Origin of the sequence: Shewanella sp. KX20019 (assembly GCF_016757755.1) — a bacterium.
In the GTDB taxonomy this organism is placed as follows: Bacteria; Pseudomonadota; Gammaproteobacteria; order Enterobacterales; family Shewanellaceae; genus Shewanella.
Map to the genome: position 1 here is coordinate 1668491 of NZ_CP068437.1, position 22483 is coordinate 1690973.

Here is a 22483-nt window from a genome sequence, read left to right on the forward strand (position 1 = left end):
TCTTGAAACGCGTTAGTGCCTGTTCATTGCTGTTATTATCTCTGCTATCTGGCTGTGCAACACAGCTCGATAGCAGTAATCAATGCGGCACTGTCTCAAGCTTTTTGGCACCTGAGCCAGAGCTTGGGTTCTATCGCGCAGTGGTGACCCATCTCGATGGAAAACCTGTTATTTCCCAACCCAATTATCGTCTTAGCATTGGTGAACACCGCTTTACACTGGCAGAATTGATTGACTCGCCCGACTTAAAAGTGTCGCTGGCATCTCGTACTCCAAAAGAGTTAGTCGTGTTGGTAGAGGCCAATACTCGTTACCACTTAGCCGCCAAGTTTAATCAGGGCAGAGTCTATAGAGGTAAAGATAGTGGCTTTTGGCAACCTGAAGTATGGCAACAAGAGCCTTTTGAATGTGAGTTTCCCGTACCGAGGTAGTTGTTGAAATAAGGTTATCTCAGCTTGATTTATAACACCTTTTAAGCAAACCTCAATTGCATATTTTGGCTATCAATGTGACACTAGTGCTTTGCTATTATTGTCCGTTGGTATCAATTTTTATGAAATGGCCTGCACTACTTGCGACTGTTATCTTGGCTACACTTTTAACGGGTTGCGCAACTCCCCCCCCAAAAGATCCCGAAAATCTATGTTCGATATTTCAAGAGAACCGTTCATGGTATAGCGCTGCTAAAAATACTAGAGAAAAGTGGGGTGTGCCTGTTCATGTTCCATTGGCAATGATGTATCAAGAAAGCTCATTTAAGCATAACGCTGCGCCGCCAATGCAGTATTTTTTAGGGTTTATTCCTACCGGTCGTGCCAGTGACGCCTACGGTTATGCCCAGGCTAAAACCATGACTTGGGATGATTATGTAAGAGAGACCGGTAACTCTTGGTCAAGCCGCAGTAATTTTGATGATGCTATGGATTTTATGGGGTGGTTTATTTATAAAACCAACAAAATTAACGGCGTATCTAAGTGGGACGCACGTAATCAATACCTTAATTATCACGAAGGCTGGGGTGGCTATAAACGTAAAACGTATAACCAAAAAGCCTGGTTAATTAAAGTGGCTAAAAAAGTGGATGATCGCTCAAAACGTTATGCTGGGCAGTACAGACAGTGCCAAGAGGATCTCGATTCGTCTTGGCTGTGGCGATTATTTTTTGGCTAGATAGATCAGTTCGCTATAAATTGATTATTTTTAAAAAGACCAGTAACCCTTGTGACTGGTCTTTTTTGTTTTACCTGATAACTATGTAGACATTTTGTTAAATCGCTTTTATTCTGCTGTAGCGATTATTAAACTTCATGGCTCCGCCCTTAGAATGGAACTCTTATGCAAGAAAATTATGATAACAAGTTGCAATTAAAGCTTATTTTTCCCGTCGTTGCTCTTAACCTCGCAGCACTACTCTTATTGGCTATTTTCGCCAGCGCTTCAGTGTCAAAATTAACCGTTGTGTTGTTGCTTCTAGGTACGGCAGTAACTCAAGTGGGTGGCTGCTTATATGTTAATCACAAATTGTTAATAGAGCGCCTAGCAAAACTTCGTCACTATCTTGCATTAGTGGTGAGTACTGAAGAGGCACCAGAGGGGCGGCTAATTGATCGAAATAAAGATGAACTAGCCCTGATCACTAATAGTTTGAGTGAATTTATCGAAGGGCTTAAGGATGTGCTTGATAAAGTCCGCAATGATGCGACAAGTTTTCGTCAAGGTTCAGAACAATTAGCACAGCAGATGACGTTAGCGGAGTCATCAGTGGATCTAAGTACACGAGAGAATGAGAAAATCACGCTCTCATTAGGCGAAATAGATAGCACTGCGCAAGAGTTAACCTGTAATGCCAAAGAGTTGAAAACAACATCAATGCAAGTGAACGAATTACTGCAAAACGGTACTCATGACGCTATCCAGAATCAGACATTTATGGGTGACTTTACCCACGGCATTGAAAGCTTAGTCAGTGAGCTTGATGTGTTAAATAAAGATAGCCAGAAGATTGGCAATGTACTTGAGGTGATTAAGAGTATTGCAGAGCAAACTAACTTATTAGCACTAAATGCTGCAATTGAAGCCGCAAGGGCGGGAGAGCAGGGGCGTGGTTTCGCTGTAGTCGCTGATGAGGTAAGGGCGCTCGCGCATAGAACACAAGAGTCGACAGTTGAAATTCAAAGCATTGTTGAAGGGCTGCAAGGAAAAACCAGTAGTGCGGTTACCGCAATTGGTGAAAGCCAGCGGGTGAGCCAAGAAAGCTTGTTGCAGTGTGAACGGGTATCGCAAGCGTTTGCTGATATAGGCTGTGTGTTCCAACAGCTAGACACCCTGACTGGAAATATTAATTACAGCATTCAGGGACAACAAGTTTCTACTTCAAGTATTAACGATCGAGCATCTGAGATCTCTAGACTTAGCCAAGATGTTCATAGCAACTTAAAGACTATTGCCGAGCAAGCAAGAGAGCAAAAAACGACTTCTGCAAGGCTTGATAAAATTCTAAAACGGGTTTGTGTTTAATTAATTTTGTCTCGTTTATTACGATACATTGCTTCATCTACGGCCTTGAATGTTTTATTCCACTGGCCGTTATATTGCTCAATACCATAACTGAACGAGACTAAACCTTGTTGTTCGAGCGCTTTTTCAATTGCATTTATTTCGTTGTTAATCCGCTCTAAAGGACCATGGCAAAGGGCGATAAATTCATCGCCGCCGTAACGAGCGACTAACTGCTTATCGTGCCATTGTGCTTTTAGTAACGCACTGAGCTTTTGTAATGCAGCATCTCCAGCTTGATGTCCCAGTTGATCATTGATTGTTTTTAGATTGTCTAAATCAATCAATAGCAGATAACTGCCAAAGTGTGGCTTTAAGGCCCACTCCTTAACAAGTGCTTCAAAACGCTGGCGGTTATATAAACCGGTTAGGCTGTCAAAGTTTGCTAGTGTACTAATCTTGTGTGTTTTTTGATAAAGGGATATCGCATTAGCTGCCTCATGGGTCAATATCGCGACAAGGTTCCTATCATAATGGCTAAATGCTTTTACTTTACTGCTATCTAAATTGAGCATGGCGTATAGCTTACCATCGATATGAATAGGGCTTGATAGCGTGGAACGTATTGCCGTTGATGGTGCCTGAAGTAGTATCTCTTGGTCAGAGGCGCTTAAAGAACTGTGGGCATTTATGGCTTCCATGTCGTCAATCACCACCACTGTGTCGCACTTACCTTTTGTGATCCTATATTCGAAAGATTGCTCCAAATTAATATTTAGCTGCTTGAGTTTGTTGATATCAATGCCCACAGCTGATTCAAATGATAAGCAGCCGGAATCAGGTTCAACCCGAATGATGCTGCCCATCTCGGCGCCATCAATACTACTGACAGCCTTATTGAGTAAGGCATTAAGAAAAGCCGTTTCATCTCGATATTGGTTAGCAATATTAACTAATTCGAAGGTGGTCTCATTGACATGAACGACTCGCTGTAAGTGTTCCCAAAGTCGGGTGAGTCGGCCTTGATGGAAATAGTAATTTAGGCTGTAACCGAATAAATAAATGATGCCTATTAGGATAAGGTTTGCGACAGAGTTTGGAGTTGCAGTAATACTAAAAAAAATCGCCCAGCAGATAAAAAGCAATAGCAAAGGCACGCCTAGTAGAACTAAATGTGTCTTAAAATCCAATGAGTCAATTTTCTTCTTTTTCAAACTATCTTTGATGGGCAACATGAATATCCTATTCTATTTGTTCAAACCATTTGTCTGCTGCATCCAAAATGTCTAAGCCTCTTTCTAGATAAATCATAACTTACTTAAATAATAGGCAAAAAAACACCGCTAACAAGTGAAATTACTGCAAGGAGTTGTCATCCAAAATAAATTTTTTGTCGGTACTACACTGGCTAAGTTTAACAAATTAGCTCGATTGAATAGTAGTAATATTTGCAGTGATTAAAGGAAATATAAGCGTAAAGTGTGTGATTGTCTTATTTGCCGCGCAATGGGCTTGCCTCCTCTACAAAATGATACAGCTGGAGCTTACTTTATATACAATAAATCAGTCGTGCAGCAGTTATAGCTAGTTGTAAATGCTCAATCAAAGGCCACTATTGTTGTCGTAATAATTTGTTATACATCAATACCAATAAGTTATTTGCAGTCAAATCAAAGCTTAGGGATAATTGTTGTATTGGCTTTGGGGGAAGCCTGTTTACTCTTTGCGCTTATTTTCATTATAATGCGCGCAAATATAATAATGTACCGCCCTACTGAAGGACTTAAAATGAGCAAACCATTTGTTGCAGTATTAATGGGGTCTGATTCTGACCTGCCTACAATGCAATCTACCCTAGATGTACTAAAGACTTTTAACATTACGTTTGAAGCTAAAGTTACATCGGCCCACCGTACTCCTGCTGCTACTCACGCATATGTGACTGACGCCGAAGCACGTGGTTGTAAAGTATTTATTTGTGCAGCAGGTCTTGCTGCACATCTGGCTGGTGCCGTTGCTGGTATCACAACTCGTCCAGTGATTGGTGTTCCAGTTGATTGCGGCCCATTACAAGGCCATGACGCACTGTTATCAACAGTAATGATGCCTGGTGGTGTTCCTGTTGCCACTGTAGCCATCGGCAGTGCTGGTGCAAAAAATGCGGGTTACCTTGCAGCGCAAATGCTAGCTGTAGGTGATGATGCAATGGCTGCCGCAGTCAAAGAAGAGCGTGCAAAGTCAGCTGAAGCTGTTCAAGCTAAAGATGCAGCGCTACAAGCAAAGCTTGCCTAGTGAGGTGATCTCAATATTAAAACCGCAGTCATAGTACTGCGGTTTTTTTTGCCTGTTAAAGCCTATTTAAAACGAGTTAGTTGACCCCATTAGAGCCTGTTCCATCTTTAAACTGCTATTTTGTCATCTCCATTAGAGCAACACCAACCTTGATTATGCATGCATATTTACACCCTAGCGCTATAGACAAATCCTCAGCGCCGATGCAGACTTAATCTATAAGATTTTCTCTAAGGACCTTGGTGTGTTAGAGCCCACTCACACAATTGAACAACCTATAGATGCAGACCCTGATCGAGCACTAATGTTGCAATATGCAGGCGGCAATACGCGTGCCTTTGAATTGCTCTATAACAAACACAAAGCGCCGTTATATCGCTATTTTGTGCGACAAATTTATGACAACCAGCTTGCTGAAGACCTTTACCAAGAAACCTGGAGCCGAGTTATTAAAGCGGCCTCAGCCTATGAGGCTAAAGCTAAATTTACCACCTGGTTATATCGAATTGCGCATAACCTAATCATTGATCATGTCAGAGCCAAAAAGCCTGAGAGTAGCTTTAGTGAAGTCTATGAGCCTGAACAACAACCCGACGCAATGGTGGCCAGTGCAAGCGAAACACCAGAACAACAGCTGCAAATACAGAATAAAGCTCTGCTGCTAAAAAACTGCGTGCAAGAATTGCCTCAGGTGCAGAAAGAAGCATTTCTACTCAACATTGAGATGGGTTTTACTGCAGCCACTATTGCTGATATTGCTGGCGCTACGCTTGAAGCCACTAAGAGTCGCCTCCGTTATGCGCAAAAAGGGCTGAAAACCTGTGTCGATTTAAAGTGGCAGGAGGTGGAGTATGATTAAAGATAGTGATGAGATTATTCGTAAAGAGGTGCACGCTCTTTATCAACATATAGAGCAAGAGCAGCCCCCTCAAGCACTTGATCAAAAGATCTTAAACTTGGCAGCTGCAAACGCAAAACCTAAATTGCAAAGCCAATCGTTTTGGCGCAAGCATCGCTGGCCTTTATCATCAGCCGCTTCAGTGCTAATGGTGGTCACGCTATTTGTCATTAACCCACAAATAGAGACGGGGAATTTGAGTGATGAAGCAATGCCAACATTAATGATGACCCCGCAAGATAGTCCCGCTCCGGCAATGATGAGAATGGCATCTCCGGAGGTATCGGATATTGAAATGTCTGCTGATAATTCGACTGCAAGCAGCAGCGAAGCACCGTTATTACTGCCATCGAATGGTTTTAGTGATAATACAAATTCTGCAGCAGATGAGGCTGCAAACCAAGAGCTAATCTCGCGTCTCGATAAGGTATCTGAGCTTATTAATCGAAAAGATTATGGCGAGGCTGAACACATTTTACTGCAGATAGAAAATGACTATCGCTCAATATTGGTGACAGAATCCCAATTGAGTCAACGCTTTAGTGAATTAGAGACACAGCTAAAAAAGAGTCTAGAAAACTAGAATATGAGTGAAAATAATGCCTGTTTATATAACAGGCATTATTTTAGCCATTAAACCAATCCCAAATGCCTAGCGAGCTGTTTTCGAACAGGTCGATCCCCAGAGCGGATTTAAGTAAGTAAAGTAATATTAGTCCAAAGACAATTGAGATAACAATAAATGATACTACTGAAACAATAAATATCAGTATCGATAGCTGCTTCTCTTTTCTGTTTAAGGCTCGTTTGTTTCTTCCTAATAGAAACACGTAGAAAAAGCGCCAACCTATAAAGGGAAAATAAAAGGTGCCGCGAGTATCGATAAAGTGGCGCTGCCACTGGTGATCCATAAGGGCATGTCTGAAATAGACCAGCTGTATTTCACTGTAGCTATCAGCATGTCGACCTGGCATATTCAGTAATGCCTTATTAACGCGTGGGTCGTCCCTTAATGAAGGCCGCTTATAATTGGAGATCACTTTACCCCTTTGAATAGCTGATGATTAACGCCATATAGTAAGTTGATTAAGCGTAGTTGAAAGAAGCCGAATCCAAAAGTATCCCACATATCAGTGAAACACATTTGCTAATAATTCTTTGTGACTATTTTGCTGAAGCGTAGCTGAAAGTTTGCTATTTTGATTGGCTTGCACTGTTTTCATTTAATAAAAATAACAATAGGATGGCCTCATCGATGAAACTTCGTCACTCACTTGCCTGTTGCATGTTAGCCCTTGGCACTATCAGTACAATTCCTACGTTTGCCTCTGATTCTACAGATAAAGCTGGGTACTTTCGCTCGCCTGCATTAAATCAGCAAACCATAGTGTTTACTGCAGAGGGGGATCTGTGGACTAAAGATCTTGCAGAGTCAAAGGCGAGGCGCTTAACCAGTTTACCTGCTGAAGAGTTAGGCGCGACAATTTCACCCGATGGCAAGTCTGTTGCGTATGTTGCTAACTATGAAGGTTCATCTGAAGTCTACGTGATTAATATTGATGGCGGACAAGCAAAGCGAGTGAGTTTTGAAAATTCTCGAGTCAGAGTGCAAAGCTGGACTAGCGACGGGAAAGTGCTTTACGCCACTGATAACGCGTTTGGCCCGGCTAATTACTGGGTCTTGCGTACAGTTGATCCAACGAGCCTCGTGACCACAGATTTACCACTAGCGGATGCAATAGAGGGGGTCATTGATGAGCAAAATGAGTATGTGTATTTCACCCGTTTTGGCCTGCAAACCACAGGCGACAATGCCAAAGTTTATCGTGGCGGCGCTAAGGGAGAGCTATGGCGTTTCAAATTAGCATCTAAACAAGAAGCTGAGCAACTAGCGACAACACATGACGGTTCGGTTAGGCAGCCTATGCTGTGGCAGTCTCGCTTATATTTCATCAGCGATAGTGATGGTAACGACAATATCTGGTCTATGTCTGTTGATGGCAAAGATCTGCAGCAACATTCACATTATAAAGAGTGGCAGGTAAGAAGCGCCAAACTTAATGAAGGGCGCATCGTATTCCAACAGGGCGCCGATATTAAGCTATTTGATATCGCCGCTAATAAAGAGGTTACGGTTGATATCGATCTCACCTCTGATTTTGCCCATAAGCGTGAACATTGGCTTACCGATCCAATGAAGTACGCCACATCGACGAGGTTCACGCCGCAAGCTGATAAAGTCGTTATCACGGCGCGCAGTCATGTTGCTGTTGCGTCAACCGACGGCCAAAGGCTAGTCGAAATAGCGTTGCCTGGAGATAGTCGAGTACGTAACGCGGTGATGAGCAAAGACGGTAAGTGGGTTTATGGTATTAGTGATATTAGCGGTGAGCAGGAGATCTGGCAGTTTGACGCGACGGGTCGCGACAAACGTAAACAGTTAACTAAAAACGGCAAAGCACTGCGGATGGATCTGCACTTATCACCCAATGGGCGTTATTTAGCCCATGATGATTACGATGGCAATGTTTGGTTACTAGATTTAAAAAAGGCAAGCAACAAAAAAGTTATTACCCAAGGTGAGGGCTTAGGTCCATATGCTGATATTGTTTGGTCTAGCGACAGCAAGTTTATCGCGTTAACCAAAGCCGAAATTGATCATCCGCGCACGCAAGTGGTGCTTTATTCGCTTAAAAAGAGTAAGGCTCAAGCACTCACGACCGATAAATATGAGTCGTTCTCACCGAGTTTTAGTAAAGATGGAGATTGGCTATACTTCCTTTCAAATCGTAAATTTGTATCTACGCCAAGTTCGCCGTGGGGGGATAGAAATTTAGGACCTATGTTCAATAAACGTACCCAGATTTTTGCTATTGCGCTTAATAATCAAGCGCGTTTTGCATTTCAAAAGCCAAATGAATTATTGAGCGAGCCTAACAAAGAAACTGATGACAAGGTTGAAACCCGGGTTGATTGGGATGGTTTATCTGCAAGGCTATGGCAAGTGCCGGTGCCTGCTGGAAATTATTCATCTTTGCAGTTAGCTGAAGATAAGCTGTATCTGCTTAATAGAGATGCAGCTAGCCGAAAGTCATCATTAAAAGTGATTAAATTTGATGCCTTAAGCCCCAAGGTTGACACGTTTGCTAAAGACATCGGTTCATACACATTGTCAGATGACGGTAAAAAGCTGTTTCTGCGTAAACAATCAAAGCAAGGCAAGGAGATGTTGATTGTTGATGCGGGTGACAAGTTGCCAAAAGAGCTAGCTCACGCCAAGGTGCAGACACAAAACTGGCAGTTGGCGATTCAGCCTACAGCCGAGTGGCAGCAAATATTTGAAGATGCCTGGTTAATGCATCGTGATTCATTCTATGACAAAAAAATGCGTGGTGTTGATTGGCAGCAAACCAAAGTTAAGTACCAACCTTTGGTGGACCGTATAACTGATCGTCATGAACTCAACGATATCTTTAAGATGATGATGGGAGAGCTGAACTCTCTGCACTCTCAAGTTCGCGGTGGTGATTTTTCAAAAGATCCTAAAAAGGCCAAGTCGGCGAGTTTAGGTGCCCGTTTAGAACAGACTAAAGCGGGGGTTGTTATTGAACATATTTACCAAGGCGACCCAGAGTTACCGTCACTCGCAGCGCCGTTAAATCAGATGGGTGTAGATGCAAAAGTGGGCGATGTTATTCTCGCCATCAATGGTAAAACACTCGCTAATATTGCCGATGTTACTCGTCTTATTCGTAATCAAAGTGCAAAGCAGGTGCTATTGCTACTTAAACGTGGCAATAAAACACACCTAACAGTCGTTAAACCCGTCACAGCATCTGCTAATGCCAAATTGCGATATCAAGATTGGGTAACCCATAACAGTGGCACCGTCAATGACGCTAGCGACGGTAAAATTGGATACTTACATCTTTACGCTATGGGCAGTGGCGATATTGCCAGCTTTGCGCGAGAGTTCTATGCCAACTACGACAAAGATGGTTTGATTATCGATGTTCGTCGTAACCGAGGTGGTAATATTGATAGCTGGATTATTGAAAAACTACTAAGACGCACATGGGCATTTTGGGCACCAACCCACGGCACCCCTTCAGGTAACATGCAGCAAACCTTTAAAGGTCAGTTAGTTGTGCTTACCGACCAACTGACATATTCAGATGGTGAAACCTTCTCTGCAGGCGTTAAAGCACTAGGTATAGCGCCGCTTATTGGCAAGCAGACTACAGGGGCTGGAGTGTGGTTGTCAGGCCGAAATTCGTTAACAGATAAAGGCATGGCGCGCGTTGCCGAGTACCCACAATATGCAATGGATGGAAGTTGGATCATCGAAGGTCGTGGCGTGAGTCCTGATATCGAAGTAGACAATTTGCCATATGCCACATTTATGGGCAAAGATGCCCAGCTTGAAAAGGCGATGGATTACTTGCAACAAGCATTGGAAAAGCAGCCTGTAGTTGGTTTTAAGCCAAGCGCTTTACCTGCCAATGGCATGGCTGAGGACGTAAAAAAGGCGCAATAATTATTGTGCTAACTATCTATCATATCTAAGAGTTTCGAGCGTTATTGATCAAGCAGTTCCCAGGTTGATAACGCTCATTTTATTCTAAGTCTACTCCCCCTAGCCTGTACATTCTGCAAACGCTGTAAGCGTCATAGTATTGTTAATTTAACAAAGAGATTGAGTTTTATGCATTTTTACCACTAAACTGGTTAAAAATAAGCACGTGTTAGTTGCTCTTTTTTGGGCGTAATACCGATTATGCATAGGGATGAATATGACGAAACCAAAGGGTAAGAATGAAGAGCAAGTATTACAGAGTGACAGTTCGCAGGCCGAAAGTAGTCAGGCTGTGGATAAAAAAAGCAATAAAATTCGCCAAGCCACCAATCTCATCTTAATTATTGTTAGTGTTCTGTTTGTATTTCACTTGATTGCCGACCGTTTTATCCCGTCCACAGATTTAGGCCGTATTCGTGGTTATGTCGTTCCCATTAGTCCACAGGTATCAGGCGAAATCATAGAGATTTTAGCCACTCCGAATACCTTTATTCAGGCCGGTGATGTACTGGCAAAGATTGACCCTACCGATTATGTAATCGCACTAGAACAAGCTGAACAGTCTTTGAAAAAAGCGGGGCAAAATGTTGGTGCACAAACGGCAAACGTTGCAGCGGCACAAGCAAAGGTCACCAACGCGGTGGCGAATTATAAAAATGCGCAAGTTCAGTCTAAACGAATTTTCACCATGGTCGAAAAGCAAGTCATGTCGCAAGCCGATGCCGATAATGCGCGTGCTGAATTAACTAAAGCCGAGGCTGGTGTCGCTAGTGCTAAGGCTGACTTAGCGAAAGCGAAGGAACGCTTAGGCTCAGAAGGTGAAAACAATACCAATGTGCAATCGGCGCTGCTTAGTTTAGAAAAAGCACAACTCAATTTACAGCGCACTTCCATCATTGCGCCCACCGATGGGGTTGCCTCTAACTTTAGGTTGAAAGAGGGGATTTATGCTAACGCTGGTCAGCCAATAATGACCTTTATCTCTTCGGAAGATGTTTGGATCGAAGCCTACTTTAGAGAAAATAGTTTGGGCAATATTACCGCTGGCGATAAAGTTGAATTCGCTTTGGATTATGCCCCAGGGCAAGTGTTTAAAGCGACTGTAGGAAGCATTGATTATGGTATCGATTGGGGACAGAGTGAGCAAACAGGTAAGCTGGCACAAATCTCAGGTCAAACGGGTTGGCTCAGGCAATCACAACGATTCCCCGTCACCATTGTATTATCAAAAGAGGAAGCGGTTGGCCTTAGGCGTGTAGGTGGTCAAGCGGATGTGATTGTTTATACCAAAGATAGCTCTTTGATTAACTTATTTGGTCGCGCTTGGATCCGAATCGTAAGTTGGTTCTCATATGTCAGATAGTATCCGTGAGCAGGAGCCTATTGCTGCTGCCAATAAGGAGCTACTTGATGAGGCTATTTATACTCGCAGAGTCCTTAGGTTTACCTTAGGGATTGGTCTTGCTGTTGCGGTTTCTTCTATCTGGGCTTGGCCGCTAGCGTTTATCGTGCCAGTTTTTGTCGCCAAGTTTTTGGTTGATAGACAAGAGCCGACAGTGCAAACGGTCTACGAGCTACTCATCTCGATGATTTGTACCATCGCCATTGCGTGGCTAGTAAGTTTTGGTCCGACGCAATATCCTCTGGTATTGCTACCCTTATTAGCGATGATGATGCTTTGGGGGTATTACCTTTTTAGTAGCCCTAAATGGAACTTCTTCGCCACGATTCTCATTGTAGCGACGCTATTATTACCTTACTTGGGACTATTGCAGCCAGGTGCATCACTAATGGTCGGTGTGGGACTGAGCTTTTCTGGAGTGGTTGCCGTTAGCATCTTTGCATTACTGCATGTTTTACTGCCTGACCTTTCTCCAGAGAGAGAGCTGTTGGCTGGGGCGGAACAAAGTCATGATGAGCGAACCCATGAAGCATTTCGAGCGCTGATCCTAGCATTTCCTGTCATCAGTTTTTTCTATTTTCTAGAGATCTCCGGTGCGTTACTCACCATGATCTTTATTGCAATCTTGTCATTGCAGGCGGCAGGGGCAAAGAGCATTAAAGTCAGTCTGTTTTTGCTGATCACTAATGGCATTGGTGGCGTGCTGGCGATTGTTTTTTATAACCTATTAACCATAGTACCTGAACTGCCATTCTACATAGGAATGGCGATGCTTGCCGCGCTGTTCTTCGGCCAAAAAATATACGCTGATCCCGCCAAGGCTCCTTTGTTTGCGGGCATTTTATCTGCACTCCTAGTAGTAGTGGGCTCGACAGTATCTTCTACAGACAAAGATGTAGCGATCAATTTTTACCTTAGAATATTGCAGCTTTTCTTTGTTGGTGTGTACATGGTATTTGCTTCTTTCTATTTAGAGTCAAGAGATTGGAAGTTTTTAAAAAAGAGAAACTCGCTTTAACCCCAAATAGTCTTGTCTACAGGGCTTTCCTTTCCTCACATCGCTTTATAAGCCATATTTTCATGGAGTTTTAGCATTGTTGCTGTAGTGACATTACCTATTTTAGATAAAAGTTATTCAACTTTGGTTCAGCAAAATAATGATATATAGTCGAATCAATAGTTTGAATCTTGTGCTATAGCTTATATAGCCGAGTATTTTAGCGGATGTCATTTTATATAAGTGGGTGCTGATTTGTACCCACTGTTGTTTTAGCAAAAGGATAAAACTATGTTCCAACTGAATAAGCTTAAGTTTGCTGCAATTTTAGTTCCAGTGCTACTTGTAGGCTGTGCAACGGGTGATAGTCCCGACTCGAAAAAGATGAATGCTCGTGAAGAGACTCAATCGGCATTGCAAGAGATCTATAAGGAGCATCCAGCAGCGAAGTCAGCGGTCGCTGAGTCAGTGGGTTATGTTGTCTGTACTGGAAGTAATTCTTATCTGTTTGCACTATCGACCGGTGGTGGAATTTGTGTTTTGCATGAGGGAAGCAAAAATTCTTATTACCGATTTGCCACCGGTGGCGTTGGTGCAGGCATTGGCTGGAAGCAACTAGCCTTTGTTCAAGCTTTCATGGATAGAGATGCCTTGACTCGTTACAAAGAGTCTGGCTATGAAGGCCAAGCGCAGGCTGAAGCCAGTGCCAAATACGAAGAAAGTGGCGATCAAGCATCGGCAAATCAATCGGTTGATGTTTCAGGTGTAAAAACTTACCAAGTTAACTTAATGGGCGCAGCAGCTCAGGCGACGGTTCAGGCCTATAAATATTGGGAAACAGATTTTTCAGATGACTTTATTGAGAATGAAAAATAGGCTGATTTAATATATAGCCGTCCTAAAAAATCTTGCATATTCAGGTTGGATGGAAACAAAAATGCCAGGTTAATAACCTGGCATTTTTGTTTTAATGGAGTTGCTATTATCAGCAAGTAGAAATCGCGCTTGCTCAGTATTGTTTTGCTGAGACTAGGAGCATGAACAGCTCGGCCTTGCTCCCTCAGATGACTAAATATTTAAGCTCTCCATAGCATCGATGAAAAGTCTAGTATCGGCTATAGGGTTTAGTTCATTGTTAATATTTGCTCTTCGTTGTCGGTCATATAGCTCCACTCCAAATACTGTGGAGTTTGGCCTTCATAGAACCAAATAACTGCAATTAGCTGGCTTTCATGGTTGGCAATTTTTAGCTCCTTACTCAGTTTCCCCTCATTTAAAGGCCCTCTGAATAAACATGAGTCGAAGTTCACTGCGTAAGCTCCACCCAGCGTTGTGTAGTCGTCACATAAAGAGAAGTAACCTCTGCGTTGACTGCTCATATCGACAGCAATTCTCAGCATGTAAGATGACTGCAAAGCGTTGTCAGCATCGACAACGAGGTCATCTAATGATGTTGGATCTGCCGCTGGTTCCGGGTCCGGATCCGGTGTCGCCGTAATGGTAGGTACTGGCGTTGGACTTGCGTCACCACCGTCTCCTCCTCCTCCACCACAGGCTGTTAATGCGAATAATGAAAATGCAATAAGACCACAAGGTACATTGATGAATTTTTCAATTTCAGTTTTCATGGCATTCTCCTTTAATCGTTAAAGATAAGTGCTTGGTTAGCATTTTCATACCAAGTTGGGTTGGTGGCACCGCTGCTGTCGGCTGCAAAATCGACAAATTCGGTATAGGCATTATCTAAGCGTTCTTTCTCTTTTGGATGTTTCCAATCGACCGGGATTTCAATCGCCCAAGCCATGCCGTTTTCATTTTGAAAGTACTGGCCAGCACTTGGGTTGGAAGCGTCCTCTCTGTAGCCAAAATAATTGCTGGAGAACTTATCTGTCGGTGCTTGATTCTTAAGATGCACTTCTAGTTGACGACCAGGATTAGCACCAACAGCATTTTTAGCGGCGAGACCATGATCTGTGTTGGGAGTGGCAAAGATAAATGGGTCATAGGGGAAAGCGGGTATGAGGCTTTCTGATACCGGGGTTTCAAATGGGATCTCAAGTGACCAAGTCGTTCTAAAGGCACTTTCACAACCTGTTTCGGTTCTTAGATATTCGCAGCCTTGCTCAAGCGTGACGAAATCGGATAGATCTTGGGTAAAGATAAATACAGCGTTGGTCTGCCCCGCCTCTAAAGGTGACTCTAGTTGGACTATATCGTCAATAGTCCAACTAATAAGAGATTCTTTGATTTTGTTGCTACTCACACCGGGAAGGTGCACAGCAAAACCATTGTGATAGGCTGCGCCCATTGCCGCTAACTGTGCATCAAAACCAATGCGTCTCACTTTGTTGTCTTTGACATACTCGGTGATCCGCAGTTGCACAACCACGTCATTCATATCAAAGTCACCTTGGTCAGGATAAAGATCCTCATAAGCAAGTGTTGTATAGGTTGATGATGAAGGGTAATAGTTGATGGTCACGCCTGTTTCTGTCAACGTTACTGCATAGTCTTCGACCTCACCATCTCCAACGCCCCCTGTCGCAGCAATATCTTGCTGAGTACTTAAACGGAAGCGTGCCCAAGTTGGACCCTCTTTCGCCCAGCTAGGTACCGCAACTGTGATGGTATTTAAACCGTTGTCGAGTGGTTCACCGAGAATGATCTGTTCTTCTAGATCAAAATTGCCATTTTGGTTCCAATCAAACCATGCATTAAGGTAGCCATCACTGCCTGTAGCGGTCACTAGTAAAATAGCGGTTTCACCAAGTTCAAAGCCGGTAGGCATTACCACACCGTCTTCATCATCAGAGCCGTCATTGACGTCATCTGATAATGGCGAGGCATACCCATCTGATTCATTATCAACTGAAGCCCCAAGGTACAGCTCGTCGCTTATGGCATGTCGAGCACCGTTTGATGTTAATAATGTGCCGTAAGAATCTGGCGCATCACCAAAGTCGACTGAATCTCCAACGATGACCTCTGCTAAAGCACATCTTGCGCCGTCATTACTTGATGATGCCGGTCCGTAAGCAAATAGCACAGTACTTGGGGAGGCATCATTGACATTAACTTTATAGATATTACCGTTGCTGTTGTTACTTACATATAGGTTGCCATTGGGATCAAAGAACTGTGCGCCAAAGATGAAATTACTGCCACTAGAGGTGATCACAGTCCCTAGATCTGTTGCTTCGCCGGTTGTAGCATCTATTCTGAGCAGCTTACCGACGGAGCCATTACTGATCGAGTAGATGTGGCCATCGGTGGGGTGAAAGGCTAAATCTGTTATGTTGTAACTGGCATTTTCTTTACTGCCAGGCACGATAGTCATGTTGTAGCTTGCTGGGTTATCGAGTGGGATTTTAAATAACCCCTTACCTTTACGGTAGCCGTACCAGATGTTTTCAGCGATAGCGACATCACCAACATAAAAATTACCTGCAGTTGCAGCTGACGCATCTTTTATTACCGTCAAAGCCGATATTTGATAGTCGTTGCCAGCCTTACCAAGCGTTGCGTTTGAATAGTCCCAGCCATAAATGTAGTTGTCGTGGTAGTTAAAGCCGACACCGTTAAATGCATTGCCTGTGCCCATATCATTGGACAATACAACGTAGCTACCTGTCGCAAGGTTTACGCCGAAGGTTTTTGGTGTATTGGATTGCTTCTGAATGACAAATGCTTCGGTTGGACAAGCGCTAAAGGGTTCAGATGCACTAACATTCGCTGATATAAGCAGACTCAGAATTAAAGGTGAACTGCAGCTAAATGAAATAAATTTTGATTTTTCCATAATGCATCTCTCACTGTCACGTTATCAAAGTAAGTTGAATACAGCATAAGCTGTGCCAGTTTTTTTAGCAGTTATAAATCAATGTGTTATCTATTTGCTTGGGTGTTTTAAGATCAATAAATTGCATTTTGCAAATCGAAATAACCAATCGGATAGGCAGAGGGGGGAGCAATATCTATTGGTTAAGGCGGTTAAAGGCCGAGTAAGGTAGCGTATGTTTTTTATACGACTTGGCTTAACTCTTATAACAGTGCTAAGTTTTATCGATAGCTAACATTTTATTAACTATTGTTTCAGGTGGTGGTAGATCTATGTCAAAACTGCGCATTGGTATAGTGTGCCACCCCAGTATTGGTGGCTCGGGTTTAGTTGCAACAGAGTTGGGTCTCGGCTTAGCAAAGCTCGGTCATGAAGTTCATTTTATCTCCAGTGTTAGACCCTTCAAGCTAATTGAAGATTCTCAGCGACTCTTTTTTCATTCAGTTGAAGCTATTAACTATCCGCTTTTTGCTGATCCTCTATATACTTTTGCTTTAACGGCAAAGATTGTCGAAGTTGCAGAGCAGTATCAACTGGATGTTGTTCATGCTCACTATTCAATACCACATTCGCTATGCGCATATCTCGCCAGTGAGATAAGTCGACAAAAATTTTCTACCGTCACCACTATTCACGGTACCGATGTCACTATTGTTGGCCAAGATAAACCACTTTATCCGTTAAATAAATTCAGTATTCATAAGAGCACTAAAGTGACCACGGTTTCAGATTATCAACGTAACTATATCTATGGCCATTTTGAAAAAGACAAAACCATAGAAGTTATCCATAACTTCATTGATTTGAGTGTTTTTACTCCGATGAATGCTGACATCAATATCCGCCGACAAATGGCAATGGATGACGAAAAAGTGGTGATGCATGTATCTAATTTTAGAGCGCTTAAAAATACCGATACCGTCGTAAGGGCGTTTTACTTGCTGCTTAGAAAGGTAAATGCTCGTTTAGTGCTACTGGGAAGCGGGCCATATATCGATAGGATTAAACAGCAGTGTGAAAAACTCGATATTTTGCAGCAGGTCACTTTTATGGGGGCTGTGACGCATGTGGAGACATATCTTCCCAATGCTGACTGCATGATCCAACCAAGCTACAGAGAGTCATTTAGCATGGTATTACTCGAAGCTATGGCCTGTGCGGTACCGACTGTTGGCAGTAATGTTGATGGGGTTCCAGAGGTAGTCGAGGAGGGCGTATGCGGTTTTATGTTTGACCCTGATAATGCAGTAGGTATGGCAAAAGCAATGGCAGGTATTTTGAACGATCCAGATAAGCAACTACAGATGGGGCAAGCGGGTCGCCGCCGAGCAAGAGCATTGTTTAGCCCAGAACAAAAAATCGGCCAATACGTGGACTGCTATTACGAAGCTATCGCCGAAGATGACATCGTATATCCAAGGAATTTGGGGATAGATCTGCAGGTTAACTGCAAATAAGATACAAATAAAAGGACAGGCTTGATTATGGTTGATAAAGCGACGGTTGCCGACAGTCAGGGCGATAGTGAACTCGGAAAAGAGCTTATTGAAAAGCCGAATAAAAAGATGAGCATGTCGACGTTGGTGTTATTGTCTTTTGCCGCTGGTATTGCTTCAGGGTTGTTCTTTGGTGAGATGCTAGCATGGATGTCCGTTATAGGTGATGCGTTTATTAAACTGCTTCAAATGACCATTATTCCCTATATTATTGTTTCGCTTATCTCTAGTTTAGGCAGCTTGACCATGGATCAAGCAAAGTCGCTGGGCGTTAAAGTGGGTAAGCTGATGTTGGTGATCTGGATGTTCGGTTTGCTGACGATGTTTCTGATTAAATACACCTTTCCAGACTGGCAAGCGGGTGAGTTTTTTAGTTTAACCGCGCTACAAGATCCAAACTCGATTAATCTGTTAGATATATATATTCCTTCAAATCCATTTTTCTCGCTATCAAACAGCTATATTCCAGCGATTGTATTGTTCTGTGTTGCAACTGGTATAGCACTGATCTCCATCGACAACAAAGAATCCTTGATGCGGCCAATGCAACTGCTTGGTGAGTCATTTAATAAGGTGACTCAAAGCATTGTAAAGCTGATGCCGATAGGTATTTTTGCCATGACAGCAGCCACGGCTGGCACCATGGATTTTGAAGAGTTTCAAAAGCTGCAGGTGTATTTTGTGGCGCACGTGGTGATGACTATCATTTTGACCTACTGGGTGTTACCGGCAATTCTTGCCACTATTACCCCTTTCTCATATCGTGATATTACTGGCATAGCTAAAGATGCCATGATTACTGCCTTCGCCGCCGGAAATATATTCATTGTTATTCCGCTGCTTATTCAGCGTACTAAAGAGTTATTTCATAAGTACAATATTGGCAATCAACAAACAGATGATTACGCCAATATCATTATCCCAGTGGTCTTTAGCTTTCCTAATCTTGGTAAGTTATTGACCATTGTTTTTGTCCTGTTCGCGGCGTGGTTTTCAGGTAAGGAGATAGATTTTTTAACCTATCTGCCCATGTCGATAAATGGCCTGATTAGTCTATTTGGTAGCGTATATCTAACCATACCAATGTTACTCGATTCGCTTGAGTTATCATCGGATCTATTTCAGCTTTATATGGTCTCTAGTTTGTTCACCAGCCGATTTACTTCGTTACTAGCGGCAATGAATATCTTCATTCTCGCGGTTGGAGGCACAGCTATGCTAGTCGGCATTGCTAAAGTCAGTATGACAAGGTTACTGATGTACAGCGCATTAACGCCAGTGGTCGTCGGCGTCAGTTTATTAGCGTCTAGCTGGCTGCTGAGTAGTATTGTTAATACTGAATACAACATGGATGAAGTGGTAGCGCAGATGAGTGCTGCCGAGAAGGTTCCCGATCAAGTAACTGCTTTTAAGTGGGAAGAGCTGGCGGAAGCGACAGGCCCAAGAGGCTTAGCAGCGATAAGAGAGAGTGGCATATTAAGGATCGGATATAACCCTATTCAGGTGCCGTTCTCTTTTTATAATGCGCAAGATCAACTGGTCGGTTTTGACGTTGAGTTAATGAAGAAGCTAGCAGCAGAAATGGAGGTCAAAATCGCGTTTGTCCCCTACACCTTTGACAACGTGTTGAGCGCCATCAATAAAGGGCAATTTGATATTGCCATTTCAGGGTTACAAATGACGACCAAGCGTATTGAGTACGTTGGGTTTACGACCCCTGTACTCGATCTTCACTACTCATTTGTGGTGAAAGATCATCGCGCCGATGAATTCAAAACTGACAAAATGATGCGCGAAGCCGGCACCATTAAAATAGCGTCTGTAGGTACCTATTCGATAATGCCTCACCTTGAGAAGAAGTTTCCAAATTTTGAGTTTGAAACGATTCAATCTGACCGGCTGTTCTTTGAAGATGATGGTAAAACATGGGACGGGTTAATGATCAGCCTTGAAGCGGGTAAGACCTGGACTATCTTGTATCCAGAATATACCACGCTCTATAATCGAGAAGAGATAAAATCATTCCCTGCATCATATGCAGTTGCCAGAGATAATGCCTCGTTGCAAACATTTCTCAATAGCTGGTTAGCGATCCAAAAGTCATCGGGTTATGTCGACACCTTATATGGATACTGGATTTTAGGTGAAAACGCTAAACCTAAAACCCCCCGCTGGTCTGTGATAAAAGATGTGCTGCATTGGGTTGATGCCGATAAGTAATCTGTTTAAAGGCGATGTCCTTTATCTGTAAGGCCAAACAGGTAAAAGACGTCGTATACCCATCCCACTGAATCCTGCATCTTCAGGTAGGATGGGTATATACAAGTTACATAATCCAACTGTAGCTAAGTACCCCATAACCATGCCAGTCCTGCGAGTCTGACTCATACTCCTTGCTATAAAAATCAAAGCGCCAACTAAGAGACCAGCTCGGGAATGCCCATATAACGCCGGCACTCGCTTGTGCTTGCTCATGCTTTAGCTGCACATATGAGTCATAGGGTAAATTACCGTCTATGCTGAGGTCGTTAAAGCGGTATCCCGCCTGAGCTCGTGCAAAAACAGTCCAGCTGCCGCTCTCTTTTGCTGCTGTACTATATTGGCCGTAATGACCTTGATGGCTGCTTAATTGGCCAAAAGACTGACTTAAATCATCCCCCCAGCGCAATGTCACTCCTAAATTGGTTTCTGAGCGGAAGTTACCCAGCTGCGAATAACTATGACCACTGAGCTCCCAGCTACTGTCTTTAAAAGCTTGTTGCCGTGTTAATAGGTAATCTGCTTCATAGGCCAATTGCAGCGTGAGTTGACTCTCCATTTGATATTGCCAGCCCTGCGGCGATGTGGAAGAGGTAATTTTGTGTACCAATTCCTGTGTTGCTTGCGCACCGGAAGCTGGGCCCATGACGCCCACACCAAACCAGTTTTTTTGCGCCAGCTGGCTGCTATAGACAGCGGTAAAGCTTTCAAGCTCTAACAGACCCGCATAGGGACGTTCGTTAGGCTGAGCATAGTCATGTTTAATTTCAGTGGGCGTCCACATGCGTTGGTATACTTTTGCGCCCCATTGCATATGTCCACTTGGTTGCGAAAAGAGTAGATTTTTTTGCCAGGTTAACGGCCAAAATGGTTGAGAAAAATTGGTGTCGGCAGTCTGCCATCCAAAAACAATGCCATTGGAGAAGTCGCCGTCATCACCAATGACTACGTCATTATCGAGGCCTAAATACCATTGATCTGCCTGAGCGGGAATAGAGAGAGTGGCACATATCAGTACTGTTACTACAGAGCTTTTATTCAATGCAGTGTGATTAATGTGAAAGAAGGTCAAAAGAGACTCCTCGATGTAAAGTTCAATGCATGATTTCAGGCGAGAATATACATAAAACTAACGCTTTCAGCATATAGATAAAGCCATAGCTTGTATATACGCTAAATGCGCGGGCAAAAGGGTAATGGCTTAGGCGAATGTTTAGCTGTGTTGTCGTCGATAGGCTCGAGGCGAAAGCCCGGTTATACGCTTAAATGCACGTGAAAAGTGAGGCAAGTCTGAATAGCCTAAAGATGAGGCAATACGGCTGATTGGAATATTTCTGTCTGTCATCATCTCACTGGCTTGGCTAAAGAGAATGTTTTCTACGATATTAGAGTAGCTTGCATTTTCTACTTTTAAACGACGTTGTAAGGTTCTTACCTGAATCCCCAAAATGCTTGCTGCAGACTCAATGGAGAGTCTCCCCAAGCCCAAATATGGCTTTAATGCATGCTTTAATGAATCGGCAAATAGGGTTGGCTTTAATGGTTGTTCAGTTTGAGTTTCATGCCAACCCAGTTTGAGTTTGATAGGTTGTGCGAGCTCTTTACTCGATAACGATATGCCTGTGACGCTGCGGTTGAGATAGAATTGAGAGTTATTGATAAGTAAGTTTTTTTCTAGTTTGCCTGTACTGTCGATAGTCAATGCAATCTCTTTAGGAGACCATTGTCTTTGTGTTAATCCACGAACCAGTTCGATCATGAAAGTGAGAATGAAATGTTCTCTAAAATCCGCTAACAGCTCTTTGCCAAAGCGATGTTCTCGTACAAACCAGTGACGCCCAAACAAGTGGCGCAGCTTTACCGTTGAGTGAGTTGATTCTCGGTTGAAAAACACACAGAACTCATTGAGTGCTTGCCCTAAGGTTTTCGCATGCTTTATTTTATCTATGTAGCTTGGAATAAATACTTGTCGGCAAGCTTGCCATATTAGCTGGCTATACTTATCTGGCCCTGCTTTTTCTCCAATAATATTCAATAAATTGATTAGCGGGAGCTGCGGCACATAGTCATGCTCAATATTTGAGATACTTTCAGGTAACTGTGCTTTTGCAATGGTGGGATAGATATCATCGTCGATCTGTTTAAGCATATCGATAAAAGCAATTGCATATTGTGACTTGATTAAAGGAACCAGCGGTGTCATTTTACTCATGATTACAATCCTCCGT

Annotated in this window: 18 protein-coding genes; 12 read left to right on the forward strand and 6 right to left on the reverse strand. The window is 43.1% G+C overall.

Annotated features, from left to right (window positions below; all coding sequences use genetic code 11):
- Window positions 1-2 precede the first annotated feature (2 nt).
- The 3 genes from JK628_RS07320 (at window position 3) to JK628_RS07330 (ending at window position 2518) form a co-directional block, all read left to right on the forward strand.
- Window positions 3-431 carry a hypothetical protein gene (locus tag JK628_RS07320; RefSeq protein ID WP_202288852.1) on the forward strand — a complete coding sequence of 143 codons (429 nt, stop codon included), beginning with the start codon at window positions 3-5 and terminating at the stop codon, window positions 429-431.
- 122 nt (window positions 432-553) lie between these two features.
- Window positions 554-1171: a transglycosylase SLT domain-containing protein gene (locus JK628_RS07325; protein WP_202288854.1), complete on the forward strand. Its 618-nt coding sequence runs from the start codon at window positions 554-556 to the stop codon at window positions 1169-1171.
- Between the two features lie 165 nt (window positions 1172-1336).
- Window positions 1337-2518 (forward strand): methyl-accepting chemotaxis protein, encoded by a 1182-nt coding sequence (locus JK628_RS07330; protein WP_202288856.1) that lies wholly within the window; start codon window positions 1337-1339, stop codon window positions 2516-2518.
- On the opposite strand, the gene JK628_RS07335 is transcribed toward JK628_RS07330, so the two are convergent.
- A complete protein-coding gene (locus tag JK628_RS07335; protein ID WP_202289741.1) occupies window positions 2515-3729 on the reverse strand; it encodes a diguanylate cyclase domain-containing protein in 1215 nt (404 codons plus the stop codon). The genes JK628_RS07330 and JK628_RS07335 overlap by 4 nt on opposite strands.
- 556 nt (window positions 3730-4285) lie before the next feature.
- Between JK628_RS07335 and purE the strand changes: the two genes are divergently transcribed.
- The 3 genes from purE (at window position 4286) to JK628_RS07350 (ending at window position 6270) form a co-directional block, all read left to right on the forward strand.
- Window positions 4286-4789, forward strand: a complete 504-nt coding sequence (purE, locus tag JK628_RS07340) for a 5-(carboxyamino)imidazole ribonucleotide mutase (RefSeq protein WP_202288858.1) — start codon at window positions 4286-4288, stop codon at window positions 4787-4789.
- 304 nt (window positions 4790-5093) lie between these two features.
- On the forward strand, window positions 5094-5648 hold the full coding sequence (locus tag JK628_RS07345; protein ID WP_202289742.1) for a sigma-70 family RNA polymerase sigma factor: 555 nt from the start codon (window positions 5094-5096) through the stop codon (window positions 5646-5648).
- On the forward strand, window positions 5641-6270 hold the full coding sequence (locus JK628_RS07350) for a hypothetical protein (protein ID WP_202288861.1): 630 nt from the start codon (window positions 5641-5643) through the stop codon (window positions 6268-6270). The genes JK628_RS07345 and JK628_RS07350 overlap by 8 nt, the downstream gene beginning before the upstream one ends.
- A gap of 43 nt (window positions 6271-6313) precedes the next feature.
- On the opposite strand, the gene JK628_RS07355 is transcribed toward JK628_RS07350, so the two are convergent.
- Entirely contained in the window at window positions 6314-6727 is a 414-nt protein-coding gene (locus JK628_RS07355; RefSeq protein WP_202288863.1) for a hypothetical protein, read from the reverse strand.
- Between the two features lie 215 nt (window positions 6728-6942).
- On the opposite strand from JK628_RS07355, the gene JK628_RS07360 reads away from it, so the two are divergent.
- The 4 genes from JK628_RS07360 to JK628_RS07375 all read left to right on the forward strand — a co-directional run bounded on the left by JK628_RS07360 (window position 6943) and on the right by JK628_RS07375 (window position 13538).
- Complete coding sequence (locus JK628_RS07360) at window positions 6943-10224, forward strand: S41 family peptidase (RefSeq protein ID WP_202288865.1); 3282 nt, start codon at window positions 6943-6945, stop codon at window positions 10222-10224.
- A gap of 256 nt (window positions 10225-10480) precedes the next feature.
- Complete coding sequence (locus JK628_RS07365; protein WP_202288866.1) at window positions 10481-11626, forward strand: HlyD family secretion protein; 1146 nt, start codon at window positions 10481-10483, stop codon at window positions 11624-11626.
- Window positions 11616-12683 carry a DUF2955 domain-containing protein gene (locus tag JK628_RS07370; RefSeq protein ID WP_202288868.1) on the forward strand — a complete coding sequence of 356 codons (1068 nt, stop codon included), beginning with the start codon at window positions 11616-11618 and terminating at the stop codon, window positions 12681-12683. Before JK628_RS07365 ends, JK628_RS07370 begins: the two co-directional genes overlap by 11 nt.
- Window positions 12684-12953: 270 nt before the next feature.
- Window positions 12954-13538 carry a hypothetical protein gene (locus JK628_RS07375; RefSeq protein WP_202288870.1) on the forward strand — a complete coding sequence of 195 codons (585 nt, stop codon included), beginning with the start codon at window positions 12954-12956 and terminating at the stop codon, window positions 13536-13538.
- A 248-nt stretch (window positions 13539-13786) separates the two neighbouring features.
- Here the strand turns inward: JK628_RS07375 and JK628_RS07380 are convergent, their stop codons facing one another.
- Window positions 13787-14290: a hypothetical protein gene (locus JK628_RS07380; RefSeq protein WP_202288872.1), complete on the reverse strand. Its 504-nt coding sequence runs from the start codon at window positions 14288-14290 to the stop codon at window positions 13787-13789.
- 11 nt (window positions 14291-14301) lie between these two features.
- On the reverse strand, window positions 14302-16461 hold the full coding sequence (locus JK628_RS07385) for an LruC domain-containing protein (protein ID WP_202288874.1): 2160 nt from the start codon (window positions 16459-16461) through the stop codon (window positions 14302-14304).
- A 311-nt stretch (window positions 16462-16772) separates the two neighbouring features.
- On the opposite strand from JK628_RS07385, the gene bshA reads away from it, so the two are divergent.
- Together bshA and JK628_RS07395 are read left to right on the forward strand one after the other, a co-directional pair.
- Complete coding sequence (gene bshA / locus JK628_RS07390; protein ID WP_202288876.1) at window positions 16773-17957, forward strand: N-acetyl-alpha-D-glucosaminyl L-malate synthase BshA; 1185 nt, start codon at window positions 16773-16775, stop codon at window positions 17955-17957.
- A 27-nt stretch (window positions 17958-17984) separates the two neighbouring features.
- Complete coding sequence (locus JK628_RS07395; protein WP_202288877.1) at window positions 17985-20216, forward strand: cation:dicarboxylate symporter family transporter; 2232 nt, start codon at window positions 17985-17987, stop codon at window positions 20214-20216.
- Between the two features lie 106 nt (window positions 20217-20322).
- Here JK628_RS07395 and JK628_RS07400 read toward each other — a convergent pair whose 3' ends face one another.
- Window positions 20323-21327, reverse strand: a complete 1005-nt coding sequence (locus tag JK628_RS07400; RefSeq protein ID WP_237524163.1) for a lipid A deacylase LpxR family protein — start codon at window positions 21325-21327, stop codon at window positions 20323-20325.
- 141 nt (window positions 21328-21468) lie between these two features.
- A complete protein-coding gene (locus tag JK628_RS07405; RefSeq protein ID WP_202288878.1) occupies window positions 21469-22467 on the reverse strand; it encodes a helix-turn-helix domain-containing protein in 999 nt (332 codons plus the stop codon).
- Between the last annotated feature and the right edge of the window lie 16 nt (window positions 22468-22483).

What these genes read in the sequence shown, in the direction of transcription:
- purE (WP_202288858.1), top strand. Translation starts at nt 4,286, where the DNA reads ATGAGCAAACCATTTGTTGCAGTATTAATGGGGTCTGATTCTGACCTG.
- JK628_RS07370 (WP_202288868.1), top strand. Translation starts at nt 11,616, where the DNA reads ATGTCAGATAGTATCCGTGAGCAGGAGCCTATTGCTGCTGCCAATAAG.
- JK628_RS07360 (WP_202288865.1), top strand. Translation starts at nt 6,943, where the DNA reads ATGAAACTTCGTCACTCACTTGCCTGTTGCATGTTAGCCCTTGGCACT.
- JK628_RS07345 (WP_202289742.1), top strand. Translation starts at nt 5,094, where the DNA reads ATGTTGCAATATGCAGGCGGCAATACGCGTGCCTTTGAATTGCTCTAT.
- JK628_RS07380 (WP_202288872.1), bottom strand. Translation starts at nt 14,290, where the DNA reads ATGAAAACTGAAATTGAAAAATTCATCAATGTACCTTGTGGTCTTATT.
- JK628_RS07330 (WP_202288856.1), top strand. Translation starts at nt 1,337, where the DNA reads ATGCAAGAAAATTATGATAACAAGTTGCAATTAAAGCTTATTTTTCCC.
- JK628_RS07395 (WP_202288877.1), top strand. Translation starts at nt 17,985, where the DNA reads ATGGTTGATAAAGCGACGGTTGCCGACAGTCAGGGCGATAGTGAACTC.
- JK628_RS07365 (WP_202288866.1), top strand. Translation starts at nt 10,481, where the DNA reads ATGACGAAACCAAAGGGTAAGAATGAAGAGCAAGTATTACAGAGTGAC.
- JK628_RS07405 (WP_202288878.1), bottom strand. Translation starts at nt 22,467, where the DNA reads ATGAGTAAAATGACACCGCTGGTTCCTTTAATCAAGTCACAATATGCA.
- JK628_RS07350 (WP_202288861.1), top strand. Translation starts at nt 5,641, where the DNA reads ATGATTAAAGATAGTGATGAGATTATTCGTAAAGAGGTGCACGCTCTT.
- JK628_RS07385 (WP_202288874.1), bottom strand. Translation starts at nt 16,461, where the DNA reads ATGGAAAAATCAAAATTTATTTCATTTAGCTGCAGTTCACCTTTAATT.
- JK628_RS07325 (WP_202288854.1), top strand. Translation starts at nt 554, where the DNA reads ATGAAATGGCCTGCACTACTTGCGACTGTTATCTTGGCTACACTTTTA.
- JK628_RS07375 (WP_202288870.1), top strand. Translation starts at nt 12,954, where the DNA reads ATGTTCCAACTGAATAAGCTTAAGTTTGCTGCAATTTTAGTTCCAGTG.
- bshA (WP_202288876.1), top strand. Translation starts at nt 16,773, where the DNA reads ATGTCAAAACTGCGCATTGGTATAGTGTGCCACCCCAGTATTGGTGGC.